Annotated in this window: 12 protein-coding genes; 5 read left to right on the top strand and 7 right to left on the bottom strand. The window is 57.6% G+C overall.

Translation table 11 applies throughout. The features are described 5' to 3' along the window. Positions 1-12 precede the first annotated feature (12 nt). Both RCH09_RS01515 and RCH09_RS01510 read left to right on the top strand, forming a co-directional pair. Positions 13-972: a CAP domain-containing protein gene (locus tag RCH09_RS01515; RefSeq protein ID WP_326939256.1), complete on the top strand. Its 960-nt coding sequence runs from the start codon at positions 13-15 to the stop codon at positions 970-972. Positions 973-1,026: 54 nt separating this feature from the next. Then, positions 1,027-1,587, top strand: a complete 561-nt coding sequence (locus RCH09_RS01510; protein WP_326939255.1) for a hypothetical protein — start codon at positions 1,027-1,029, stop codon at positions 1,585-1,587. A 16-nt stretch (positions 1,588-1,603) separates the two neighbouring features. On the opposite strand, the gene mnmE is transcribed toward RCH09_RS01510, so the two are convergent. The 5 genes from mnmE to rpmH form a co-directional block, all read right to left on the bottom strand. Then, a complete protein-coding gene (gene mnmE / locus RCH09_RS01505; RefSeq protein ID WP_326939254.1) occupies positions 1,604-2,992 on the bottom strand; it encodes a tRNA uridine-5-carboxymethylaminomethyl(34) synthesis GTPase MnmE in 1,389 nt (462 codons plus the stop codon). 91 nt (positions 2,993-3,083) lie between these two features. Then, complete coding sequence (yidC, locus tag RCH09_RS01500; protein WP_326939253.1) at positions 3,084-4,739, bottom strand: membrane protein insertase YidC; 1,656 nt, start codon at positions 4,737-4,739, stop codon at positions 3,084-3,086. A gap of 30 nt (positions 4,740-4,769) precedes the next feature. After that, entirely contained in the window at positions 4,770-5,033 is a 264-nt protein-coding gene (gene yidD / locus RCH09_RS01495; protein WP_326939252.1) for a membrane protein insertion efficiency factor YidD, read from the bottom strand. Beyond that, positions 5,030-5,413, bottom strand: a complete 384-nt coding sequence (locus tag RCH09_RS01490; protein WP_326939251.1) for a ribonuclease P protein component — start codon at positions 5,411-5,413, stop codon at positions 5,030-5,032. Before RCH09_RS01490 ends, yidD begins: the two co-directional genes overlap by 4 nt. A 24-nt stretch (positions 5,414-5,437) precedes the next feature. Then, positions 5,438-5,572 (bottom strand): 50S ribosomal protein L34, encoded by a 135-nt coding sequence (gene rpmH / locus RCH09_RS01485; protein ID WP_009664891.1) that lies wholly within the window; start codon positions 5,570-5,572, stop codon positions 5,438-5,440. A gap of 441 nt (positions 5,573-6,013) precedes the next feature. Between rpmH and dnaA the strand changes: the two genes are divergently transcribed. Further along, complete coding sequence (dnaA, locus tag RCH09_RS01480) at positions 6,014-7,420, top strand: chromosomal replication initiator protein DnaA (protein WP_326939250.1); 1,407 nt, start codon at positions 6,014-6,016, stop codon at positions 7,418-7,420. A gap of 31 nt (positions 7,421-7,451) precedes the next feature. Here dnaA and RCH09_RS01475 read toward each other — a convergent pair whose 3' ends face one another. Then, a complete protein-coding gene (locus RCH09_RS01475; RefSeq protein WP_326939249.1) occupies positions 7,452-7,637 on the bottom strand; it encodes a hypothetical protein in 186 nt (61 codons plus the stop codon). A 10-nt stretch (positions 7,638-7,647) separates the two neighbouring features. On the opposite strand from RCH09_RS01475, the gene dnaN reads away from it, so the two are divergent. Both dnaN and gyrB read left to right on the top strand, forming a co-directional pair. Beyond that, positions 7,648-8,754: a DNA polymerase III subunit beta gene (gene dnaN / locus RCH09_RS01470; RefSeq protein ID WP_326939248.1), complete on the top strand. Its 1,107-nt coding sequence runs from the start codon at positions 7,648-7,650 to the stop codon at positions 8,752-8,754. 125 nt (positions 8,755-8,879) lie between these two features. After that, positions 8,880-11,378 (top strand): DNA topoisomerase (ATP-hydrolyzing) subunit B, encoded by a 2,499-nt coding sequence (gene gyrB / locus RCH09_RS01465; RefSeq protein WP_326939247.1) that lies wholly within the window; start codon positions 8,880-8,882, stop codon positions 11,376-11,378. A gap of 294 nt (positions 11,379-11,672) precedes the next feature. Here the strand turns inward: gyrB and RCH09_RS01460 are convergent, their stop codons facing one another. Further along, complete coding sequence (locus RCH09_RS01460) at positions 11,673-12,635, bottom strand: TerC family protein (protein WP_326939246.1); 963 nt, start codon at positions 12,633-12,635, stop codon at positions 11,673-11,675. Positions 12,636-12,755 lie beyond the last annotated feature (120 nt).

The raw sequence follows: 12,755 nt of genomic DNA, 5'->3' as shown, positions 1-12,755 counted from the left end.
TGGAGAATCTCGATGATTAAACCAAGTGGTAGTGCCGCATTTGCGAGCGGATTGCTTTTAACGTTAATGTTGGCGGCTTGCGGCGGTGGCGGCAGTTCCACCCCGGCGGCTGCAGCGCCTGCCCAGGTCGCTGCGGTAGTTCCAGTTGAGTCGGACGCGCCTGCTGTCACCGGCAATACTGCGACGGACGGCTTCAACCGTTTCAACTTCCGCCGGCAAAAAATGGGTTTGGCGGCCTTGTCGCGCAACCCAAAAATTGATGCCGCTGCGCAGGGCCATTCAAATTACCAGAAGGTCAATGACCGCATCACTCACCTCCAGAAGGCAACGGACCCTGGTTTTACCGGCGTGAACGTTTCTGACCGCCTGACAGCCGCCAACTATGCCTTCACCGCAACGGATGGTTATGCTTATGGTGAAGTGATATCCGCCAGCGGTGACCTCTCGGGCGTCAACAACGCCGAAGACTTGATCACCGCGATCTATCACCGCTTTGTCATTTTTGAACCGAAATTTTTGGAAGCAGGCGCCGCGACGGCTGGACTGAGCACAACAGGCTATAACTTCTTCACTGTCGATTTCGCCGCCAACGGTTTGTCCGGTGGTCTCGGTACCGGAAAGTTCGCGGTTTATCCCTATCCAAATCAGGTCGGCATCAACACTGTTTTCATGAGCGATCAGGAGTCTCCCGACCCTGTGCCGAATCAAAACGCAGTTGGGTATCCAATCAGCGTGCATGCTGACATCGACACCACACTTACCGTGAGCAGCTTTACCGTCACGCCTCGCGGAGGACAACCACTGAGTACACGTCTGTTGTCACATGTGACTGATCCGGTTGAAACGCCCGCTGGCGCCGCCGCGATCATTCCGTTGTCGGTGCTGGCCGCGGCAACGACCTACGACGTGCAATTCACTGGAACTGTATCAAACTTGCCGGTCACTAAAAGCTGGTCGTTTACAACCCGTTAAATGTTGTCACCCGTTTCGTTTCAGTGAAACGAAGTATATACACCAATGTAACTTGTGGTTAGTATTCAGATTCCAGCCGCAAGGCATTGTCGGGGAATCAGAATGCAAATTACCGCAGATCAGACCAGTCTGGAACAGGCGTTGCTGCACTTTAGTCAGCAACGCGTCCAGTTGGGAACCCTCGGTCGCAAGATCGCAGACAATGCCAGGAACCTGACCCTTCTGCGCCAGCAATCGACCGAAGCGAAAGCACAAATCGCCAGAAAACCGGATAACGTGATTTCGCTTGATGTCGCCAGGATGCAGGTCGATATGCAACATCTGGTGGATGATACGCAGCAACTGGCAGCCTTGGCCTGCCAGTTACACCAGGATTTCATCGCCGTTGCGGCACGCCAGATGGCGCAAAGTCGCTCGCGGATGGCCCGGTTGCTCGATGTTTTGGCGCAACACAGCAGTCTGTGTACGATGACCCTTCGCTCAAGAGTCGATGCCGCGATTGATCAATGCCGTCAAGAAATCGATCAAATCAACCATTTGATCGAAAAAACCGGTGCCGCGGTCGCACTGTTAACCGTCACGGCGGAGCAGTTATCGGTGCTGTCACTGGACTAGACGCAGCACTATCTGGCTATTTCCCAATACAAAACCTGCTAAAAATCAGTCCCAGCAAATCATCCGGTGTGAACTGCCCGGTGATACTGCTGAGCCGCTCCTGCGCCAACCGCAACTCCTCGGCGAATAAATCCAGTGCGTGGTCGTTGAGTGCCGCGTGTGCGGCGGCAATCTCCAAATGTGCGCGCGCGGCAGCCAGCGCAACGAGGTGCCGCTCCCGGGCCAAATACAGCGACTCGCCGGTTTGCTGCCAGCCAGCCAATTGCAGTAATTCAGCCCGAAGCAGCTCCATCCCGGAATGGTCGGTTGCCGACAAATAGACATGCGTTGCGCCCGGCATCCGCTCAATTGCCGGACGATGGCCAGACAGGTCGATTTTGTTCCAGACCCGCATAACGGGAATATTGTCTGGAAAGCGGGCGATGATCCGCTCATCTTCCGCGGTCGGGCCGCGGCAAGCATCGAGCAAATGAATAATGACATCGGCCTGCGCGACAGCATGCCAGGTGCGCTCGATGCCGATACGTTCAACCTCATCGGTTGCTTCGGCGGCATCCCGAATGCCGGCCGTATCAATGATGTTCAGGGGGATGCCCTCAAGCTGAATCGTCTCGGTGACCTTGTCTCGCGTGGTGCCGGCAATGGCGGTAACAATGGCAACATCGGCGCCGGCCAGTGCATTGAGTAACGACGACTTGCCGACATTGGGCTGCCCGGCCAGGACGATATTGAGGCCATCCCGCAGCAATGCCCCCTGGGCCGACTGGCGAAACACGGCGTCGAGGCTGTCCCGGATTGCTGCCAGCTTGCCGCGCGCGTCCGACTTTTCAAGGAAGTCGATTTCTTCTTCCGGAAAGTCGAGCGTCGCTTCAACCAGCATGCGCAACGTCGTCACTTGCTCCACCAGCGTATGAATAACCTTGGAAAATGCTCCCGACAGCGATTGCGATGCCGACCGCGCCGCAGCCTCGGTGGATGCGTCGATCAAATCGATGACGGCCTCGGCCTGCGCCAGATCGAGCTTGTCGTTCTCAAACGCCCGCTGGGTGAATTCTCCTGGCAGTGCCATGCGCAAATCGATGTCGCGACCCGCCTCCAGGCAGCGCGCAAGCAACATCTGCATCACGACCGGACCGCCATGACCTTGCAGTTCCAGTACGTCTTCGCCGGTGTAGGAATGCGGAGCCTTGAAATACAAGGCAAGTCCCTGGTCAATGGTGCGTCCATCGGCGTCGACAAAGCTGGTGTAGGTCGCATGTCGTTCCTGCAGTGAGGCGCCGGATTTGAGCGCGCATACCGCCGCCACGACGCCGTCGAGGCGCTTGCCCGAAATACGCACTACGCCAATCCCTCCGCGTCCCGGGGCCGTGGCAATTGCAACAATGGGGGCCGTGTCGATTTTCATGGGCAAATTCTAACGTTGGTTTGAAATCACAGAACAATAAAAAAAGCCCGTGAACACGACGTCACGGGCCATTGCACTCGTCGAGTCAGACTCAGGCGCTGACGGCCTGCTGCGATTTCTTGGTAATGACCCATTGCTGAGCAATCGACAGCACGTTATTGACCACCCAGTACAGCACCAGGCCAGACGGGAAGAAGAAAAACATGACCGAAAAAATGATCGGCATGAACATCATGACCTTGGCCTGCATCGGGTCCGGCGGCGTCGGATTGAGCTTGGTCTGGATGAACATCGAAATCGCCATCAGCACCGGCAAAATGTAGAACGGGTCTGGCGATGCCAGATCATGGATCCAGCCCAGCCATGGCGCATTACGCATCTCGACGCTGGCCAGCAACACCCAATAGAGCGAGATGAATACCGGGATCTGCACCACGATTGGCAAGCAACCACCGAGTGGATTGATCTTCTCGGTCTTGTACAGTTCCATCATGGCCTGATTCATCTTCTGCGGATCGCTTTTGAAGCGCTCGCGAATCGATGTCATCTTTGGTGTGACCAGTTTCATTTTTGCCATGCTGCGATAGCTGGCCGCTGACAATGGGAAGAAGGCCAGCTTGATCAGAATCGTCAGGACGATGATGGTCCAGCCCCAGTTGCCGAGGATCTGATGAATCTGCGTCATCAACCAGAAAATCGGTTTGGCAATGATGGTCAGCCAGCCGTAATCCTTGACCAGATCGAGGCCCGGTGCGGTTTGCTCGAGGACCAGCGACTCTTGCGGTCCCGAATACAGCTGTGTGTCGATGGAGGTGCTTGCGCCCGGTGCCACCGACCCGAGCGAGACAATGCTGCCGACCGCGTACAGGTTTGTGTCGATCTTCTTGGAGAAAATTTCGCGTTGGGTTTTTGGCGGCAGGACAAGCGCTGACACAAAATAATGCTGCACCAGTGCAACCCAGCCATTGTCTGCTTTGGCGGCGTGTTCCTCGGTGCCCTTTTCAATTTTCTCAAAGGTCAGCTTCTGGAAGTGCTCGGTGTCGGTGTACACGGCAGGGCCGGTAAAGGTGCTGTAGAACGACGACTCGCCGGCCGGCTTGCTGCCATCGCGCACCAGTTGTTCGTACAGCGACGGTGTGACGGGCGTGGTTCCGGTGTTGGCAATATCGTGCTTGAGGCCGATGTGATAATCGCCGCGCTTGAATGAGTAGGTCTTGGTCAGCTTCACGCCGCCTTGTTCTGCTTCCAGCACCAATTGCACATTGCCGTTCGCATCGAGTGTGCGCGCACCCGGCTGCGCCGAAAACACCGTCTTATGATTCGGAAAGGTGCCGCCGATCAGGCCGGTCTGCGCCAGGTAGGTTCGGCCAGTCTCGCTGTCGAACAGAACCACGTTCTTTTTCGGATCGACCGTGTCCTTGTGCTTGAGCAGCTCAAGGCGTCTCAACTCTCCACCAGCGGTATCGATATCCGCCTTGAACACGTCGGTGGTGATGGTAATCACTTCGCCCTTGAGCGCGCCTGCGACCGGTATCGACTTTTCAGTTGCACTGGCAGCGGTCGTCCCACCGGCTTGCGGTACATCCGACCTGGCTGCGCCAGGTGTCGTCACCGCCGTTGGCTTGACCTGTTCGCTGGCACCCGGAAACAGCATCGGCGGCTTGCCATTATGCTGCTGCCACTTATCCCACAGCATGAGTATCGATAAGGAAAACACAACCCATAGCACGGTACGTCTGATATCCATAATTGTTCTAAAAAAGGAGTAGTCGGGAATTCAGGAGTGGTGACAATCGTAGGCCGCCGATTGTGCCGTGTCCCTGGGCTTGCGCGCAGGCACCGGATCGACGCCGCCGGGATGCCATGGATGGCAACGGGCCAGTCGCCCCGCCGCGAGGATACCGCCTTTCACTGTCCCGTGCTCGGTAATTGCCTGCGCCGCGTAATCCGAGCAGCTCGGATAGAAGCGACAATTTTGGCCGAGAAAGGGGCTGATACCCAGCTTGTAGCCCCGTAATAGCAGTAGAAGGACGAATTTCATATCGGCGTTGCGACCCGCTGTGAGGCAAACAGCTGCAATAACTCGGCACGCAATGTGCCCTTGAGCTGCACCGTGGTGGCCGGCCCTTGCTTTGAGTTGACTGGTTTGGACAACCGTACAATGCAATCGATGCACGGCAATTCAGCAATGCGAAACGCCTCGCGGGTAGCGCGTTTGATCGTGTTGCGCGTCACGGCCCGTGGCGCAAGCCGCTTGGCTGCGACGACACCGAGGCGTGCGTTGGGAAGCGCATTTGGGCGGGTATAGAGCACGAAGTGGGCTGTGCGATAGACGGGCCGCAAACGAAAAACGGATGAAAATTCATCCGTTTTAACGATGCGCCGTTCGCGAGCAAAATCCAGTGAACGAGCGCCGGTCATGCCAGCAACGATCTGATTGTCCGATCAAGCGGCCAGGCGCTTGCGGCCTTTTGAGCGACGTGCGTTAAGCACTGCGCGGCCACCGCGGGTTGCCATACGTGCGCGAAAGCCATGGGTACGCTTGCGGCGAACGACGGAAGGTTGATAAGTACGTTTCATTATGGTCTCGCTAATCTGCAGAAAAAATTAAAGTATTAATGGAATATCCACATCCGGATATCCATGCTCGCGCAATACTCCAGCGCGGGTGAATCATGTTGCTGTCCTGATGCTGCTGTCCGGCGCCCGGGAGCGCGGTTAGTTACCACTTGATGACTCCATCACTCCGTTGCAGGAGGCGACGCGCAGCATGGCACACAAACGGTCAAACAGAGAACCCGTGATTAGACAGTACTTTCAGCGTGCTTGTCAATCGTTAAGGCGCATTTCGCGTGGCGCCAATCGCCGCTTCGAAGCGGTGAAATAGTCGCTCTGCCTGTGGATAACTTCCCTCGGCGAGAGTAGAATAGCCGCTCGTGTGGCGCTCCCTCGCAGGTCGTCAAGGATTGGCTGAAAAGCAATCAACCGTCGACCCCGCACTCCCCTTTCAATTAGAGATGCATGGATAATTTCTGGCAAACCTGTTCCGCCCAACTGGAACAGGAGCTGACGCCGCAGCAATTCAGCGCCTGGATCAAACCACTTGCGCCGCTCGATTACGAAGATGGCCGGTTGCGAATCGCTGCCCCAAACCGTTTCAAGCTCGACTGGGTCAAGACCCAGTTCGCCAGTCGCATTACGGTGCTGGCCGGGCAGTATTGGGAAGGGCCAATCGAAGTGCAGTTCGTGCTGGATCCACGTCTGAATGCGCCACGCAAACCAGCGCCAGGTCTGCCCGCGCCAGCACATCCCGAGCGCAATGGCGTCGATGGCATCCATGGTGGCGGTCCTGCCGGAATCGACGGGCTGATCGACCTGCCCGCCGTGGAAACGCTGGCACGGCGTGATCAAAGCCGAATCAATACCGCGCTGACTTTCGATAGCTTCGTGACCGGCAAGGCCAATCAATTGGCACGCGCAGCGGCAATCCAGGTGGCCAACAATCCGGGTGTTTCCTATAACCCGCTGTTCCTGTATGGCGGCGTGGGCCTCGGTAAAACCCATTTGATCCATGCCATCGGCAATCAGGTAATGGCCGAGAATCCCAATGCCAAGATTCGCTACATTCACGCCGAGCAATACGTTCGTGACGTAGTGACCGCTTACCAGCGTAAAGGCTTTGACGATTTCAAGCGCTATTACCATTCGCTGGACGTGTTGCTGATCGATGATATTCAATTCTTCGGCGGCAAGAGCCGCACCCAGGAAGAATTCTTCTATGCGTTTGAAGCGCTGATCGCCGCCAAGAAGCAGATCATCATCACCAGCGACACCTATCCGAAAGAAATCAGCGGCATGGATGACCGGTTGATTTCCCGTTTCGACTCCGGCCTGACGGTCGCGGTCGAGCCGCCCGAGCTCGAGATGCGGGTGGCGATCCTGCTCAAGAAGGCCAATCAGGAAGGCGTGAACTTTTCCGACGATGTCGCGTTCTTCGTTGCGAAGCACCTGCGTTCGAATGTGCGCGAGCTCGAAGGCGCCTTGCGCAAGATCCTCGCGTTCTCGCGCTTTCATGGCAAGGACATCACGATTGAAGTCGTCAAGGATGCGCTGAAGGACTTGCTGTCGGTGCAGAACCGGCAGATCTCGGTCGAAAACATCCAGAAGACCGTGGCCGACTTTTTCAACATCAAGGTCGCCGACATGTATTCCAAGAAGCGGCCCGCCAATATTGCCCGGCCGCGCCAGATTGCGATGTATCTGGCCAAGGAACTCACGCAAAAAAGCCTGCCTGAAATCGGCGAGCTGTTTGGTGGCCGCGACCACACCACGGTGCTGCACGCAGTGCGCAAGATCGGCGCCGACCGTTCCAAGAGTCCCGAATGCAATCACGAGCTGCACGTGCTTGAACAGACCCTGAAAGGCTGAGGTACAGGTGCCTCACTCCCTGTGGATAACTTTAACGGTAGCGCATGACATCGCGCGCACCGCGTCGGGCAAAAACGATGGGCCTGCGCATTTTGGCAACCGAAAAACCTTTTCTGTCAAAATACGGCATGAATGAAACAGCAGGATGAACGACTGGGTCGGTTTCAGTGGCAGGACGGTTTTCACTGAAGCTATTTCCAACAACAATTACCAACAAGGAAAAAACCATGCAATTGGTCAAAACCAGCAGAGATGCCCTTCTCCGGCCACTGCAAATTGTGAGCGGTATTGTCGAGCGTCGGCACACGTTGCCGATTCTGGCCAATATCCTCATCCGCAAGGACGGCGAAAAGGTCTCGTTCCTGTCGACCGATATCGAGGTGCAGATCACCACCAGCGCCAATGTCGGCAGTGGCGGTGAAGTCGCCGCGACCACCGTCGCCGCCCGCAAGCTGCTGGATATCCTGCGCGCGCTGCCGGATTCTGGCGACGTGTCGCTGTCGTTGGCCAACAAGCGCATGACAGTGCAGTCGGGCAAATCACGCTTTGCGTTGCAAACGCTGTCGGCCGAAGAATTCCCGACCGTCACCGAAGCAGAACATTTCAATGCGCAACTGAGCCTGCCGCAAAAGACGCTCAAGCATCTGTTCAACATGGTCCATTTTTCGATGGCGCAGCAGGACATCCGCTATTACCTGAACGGGTTGTTGCTGGTGGTCGATGGCAAGAACGTCATCGCCGTTGCCACCGACGGCCATCGGCTGGCATTTTGCCAGGTCGAGACCGAACAGGAATTCACGCGGCAGGAAGTCATCATTCCGCGCAAGACCATCATTGAATTGCAGCGCCTGCTGGAAGACACCGATGAGCCGGTGCAGATCGCCATCGCCAACAACCAGGTCAAGCTCACCTTTGCCGACATCGAACTGATTTCGAAACTGGTCGAAGGCAAGTTTCCCGATTACACCCGGGTGGTGCCGAAGGGTTACAAGAACAACTTCACGCTGGGTCGCGACCAGCTGCTGCGCTCGTTGCAGCGTGCTGCGATCATGACCAGCGACAAGTTCAAGGGTGTGCGCTGCATCGTCACGCCGGCTAGCATGAAAGTCAGCTCGACCAATGCCGACCAGGAAGAGTCGGTCGAGGAAATCGAAATCGACTACGGTGGCGACAGTGTCGACATCGGCTTTAACGTCACCTATCTGCTCGACGTGTTGAACAACCTCAAGTGCGACAACATCAACATCGCACTTGGCGACGCCAATTCATCGGCGTTGATTACCATTCCCGACAATGCGGATTTCAAGTATGTCGTGATGCCGATGCGAATTTGATCGAACCGGCGAATGTTCGCGCAAGGGGCCGAGCGGCCCCTTTGTTGCATTGATGCGCATTGGTCATTTCCGTTTTTTAGCAGTCAGTCCCGCTTCACGTAGTCAGTCACCGTCAGAAAGTAGCCATGTCCGCGATTCCTCAAGAAACTCCAGGTCAGCCGAATCAGAACCAGTACGGCGCATCCAGTATCCAGATCCTCGAAGGACTCGAAGCCGTGCGCAAACGCCCCGGCATGTACATTGGCGATACCTCCGACGGCACCGGGCTGCATCATCTGGTGTTCGAAGTGCTGGACAATTCGATCGACGAATCGCTGGCCGGCCACTGCACCGAAATCCACGTCACCATCCACTCCGATAACTCGATCTCGATCACCGACAACGGCCGCGGTATCCCGACCGGCATCAAGTGGGACGACAAGCACGAGCCAAAGCGCAGCGCCGCCGAAATCGTCATGACCGAGCTGCACGCCGGCGGCAAGTTCGACCAGAACTCGTACAAGGTCTCAGGCGGTCTGCATGGCGTCGGCGTGTCATGCGTCAATGGGCTGTCCAAGCTGCTGAAGCTGACCGTGCGCCGCGACGGCAAGGCGCACTACATGGAATTCGTGCGCGGCATTCCGCAAAATCGTGAAATCGAAACCATCGATGGCATCGTCGTCTCGCCGATCAAGGTCACCGGCGACACCGACAAACGCGGCACCGAAGTGCATTTCTGGGCCGATGAAGAAATCTTCAACCACATCGAATTCCATTACGACATTCTCGCCAAACGCATTCGCGAATTGTCCTTCCTGAACAATGGCGTGCGCATCAAGCTCAGCGACCAGCGCACCGGCAAGGAAGAAGAATTCGCCTTCGAAGGCGGCACGCGCGGCTTCGTCGAATACATCAACAAGAGCAAGAACGTGCTGCACCCGACCGTGTTCCAGGCCACTGGCGACCGCATGTCGGACCAGAACACCAACATCAGCGTCGACGTCTCGATGCAGTGGAACGACGCCTATAACGAGCAGGTGCTGTGCTTCACCAACAACATCCCGCAGCGCGACGGCGGCACCCATCTGACCGGCCTGCGCGCCGCGATGACGCGGGTCATCAACAAGTACATCGAAGAGCACGAGTTCGCCAAGAAAGCCAAGGTTGAAGTCACCGGCGACGACATGCGCGAAGGCCTGACCTGCGTGTTGTCGGTCAAGGTGCCGGAGCCGAAGTTCAGCTCGCAGACCAAGGACAAGCTGGTGTCGTCCGAGGTGCGCGGCCCGGTCGAAGAGATCGTCGCCAAGACGCTGTCGGACTATCTGCAGGAAAAACCGAACGACGCCAAGATCATCTGCGGCAAGATCGTCGAAGCCGCGCGCGCCCGGGAAGCCGCCCGCAAGGCGCGCGAACTGACCCGCCGCAAAGGCGTCATGGACGGCCTCGGCCTGTCCGCCAAGCTGGCCGATTGCCAGGAAAAAGACCCGGCGCTGTGCGAGCTGTACATCGTCGAGGGTGACTCCGCCGGCGGCTCCGCCAAGCAGGGGCGCGATCGCAAATTCCAGGCCATCCTGCCACTGCGCGGCAAGGTCCTCAACGTCGAAAAAGCCCGCTTCGAAAAAATGCTGTCGTCCGAGCAGATCACCACGCTCATCGCCACGCTCGGCACCAGCATTGGCCCCGACGAATTCAATCCGGACAAGCTGCGCTACCACCGCATCATCATCATGACCGACGCCGACGTCGATGGCGCGCACATCCGCACGCTACTACTGACACTGCTGTATCGCCAGATGCCGGCGCTGGTCGAACGCGGCCACGTCTACATCGCGCAACCGCCGCTGTACAAGGTCAAGCATGGCCGCGACGAGCGCTACCTGAAAGACGATGTCGAAGAAGCCAGCTACATGATGCAGATCGCCCTGAATGACGCCGCGCTGGTGCCGCAGGAAAACGCCGACGCCATCACCGGCGAACCGCTGGCCGAACTGGTGCGCCAGTACAACACCGCCAACGCGATCATCATGCGGCTGGCACGTGCAGTCGACAACGCCGCCCTGTCAGCCATCATGACCGGCGTCACGCTGGACCTGACCACCGTCGCGCTGGCGCAGCAATCGGCCGACGCCATGATGGCCACCATCAACGATCCGTCGGTCGAAGTGCTGGTGCGCTCGGATGACCTGTCCGACAAACACCAGTTGCGCATCCAGCGTCTGTACCACGGCAACATCAAGTCCAGCGTGATCGACGCCGACTTCGTCAGCGGCCCGGATTATCAGGTGCTGGCCAACGCCGCCGCCACCTTCAAGGGCTTGCTCGGCGAAGGCGCGATGGTGCGCCGTGGCACCGGCGACAAGATCAAGGAATCGCGCATCAACGACTTCCACCAGGCCATGGCATGGCTGCGCGAAGAAGCCGAACGCGGCGTCTCGAAACAGCGCTACAAAGGGCTGGGCGAGATGAACCCGTCGCAGTTGTGGGAAACCACGATGGACCCGACGGTGCGCCGTTTGCTCAAGGTGCAGATTGATGATGCGATTGCCGCGGATCAGATTTTCACGACGCTGATGGGCGACGATGTGGAACCGCGTCGGGCGTTTATTGAAATGAATGCGCTGCAGGCGGGGAATATTGATATTTGAGTTGGCAAGGTGTTCGTGTCAGCGACAAATAGTGTGAACGAAAGGGGCCTGCGCGGCCCCTTTTTTTTGGGGGCTGCAATCGGCCGGACCAGGCCGCACCCATATGCAGGGAACACCTATTGCAGAGTCGGTCGATCCGGAACATCGCAACGTGGCCATGCGCCTCAAGAATAAATTGCATGGGGCACGGGTCGCGCCAAACCCCAACCGGTCGACTCGCCAACCACACGGAAACCGCTGTGAATGTCAGCGTGGCTCGCGAGCGGGCGCAGCCGCAATCCGACCCGGGTGACTCTACCTGCCGCCATGCCGGCTAACGAACACGCTCGCCAGACAGCTCGCCCCAATCAGCACCGCCACCACCGTCAGCGATGCCTGTACCGGTACGTGGTACCACGGCATGATCAGCATCTTGACGCCGATAAAAGTCAGCACCATCGCCAGGCCATACTTGAGCAAGTGAAAGCGGTCGGCCACATCCACCAGCAGGAAGTACAGCGCCCGCAAGCCGAGGATGGCGAACAGGTTTGACGTGAACACGATAAACGGGTCCGTCGTGATGGCGAAGATGGCGGGGATGGAATCGACCGCAAACACGAGGTCGGTCACCTCGATCAGGATCAGCACCAGAAACAGCGGCGTCACGTAGCGCACACCATTCTTGACCACACTGAAGCGCTCGCCATGGTCGCCGTCGGCGACACGCAAATGGCGGCGCGCAAAACGTAACACCGGGTTGTTGGCGACATCCGGTTCGGCATCTGCTGCAACCAGCATCCGTATGCCGGTGAACAGCAGGAATGCGCCAAAGACGTACAACACCCAGCTGAACTCACTGACCACCCACGCTCCCGCGAGAATCATGACGGTGCGCATGACGATCGCGCCGAGCACGCCGTAGATCAATACCCGACGCTGGTACTGCGCCGGGACGTTGAACGCGGTAAAGATCAGCAGGAAGACGAATACGTTATCGACCGACAGGGTTTTTTCGATCAGGTAGCCGGAAAAAAACTCCAGCGCTTTTTCGGTGGCGATGTCCGGCCCAGCAGTGCCGCGCAGATACCACCAGAGGCCGCCGTTAAAGACCATCGCCAGACAAAACCAAATCGCCGACCAGCTGGCCGCTTCCTTCACGCTGACCTTGTGTGCCTTGTTGCCGCCAAATACGAACAGATCGAGCGCGAGCATCAGGATGACGAAGGTGATGAAACCGGCCCACATCGGCAGCGTCGCAATGCTTTCCAGGCCGTTCATCGAGTCCCTCGCGCGTCGCCGTCTGTGCCATGGGTCTTGATGCGGATGCGCATGATGAATCCCCCGTCAGAAAAACGTAACCGGACCATCATAAAGCGCGCCGATCCACCGATCCAACCG

This window comes from Actimicrobium sp. GrIS 1.19, assembly GCF_035984655.1.
In the GTDB taxonomy this organism is placed as follows: domain Bacteria; phylum Pseudomonadota; class Gammaproteobacteria; order Burkholderiales; family Burkholderiaceae_D; genus Actimicrobium.
Note: the sequence above shows the minus strand (reverse complement) of the source record. Positions and strands in the feature narration are given on the sequence as shown.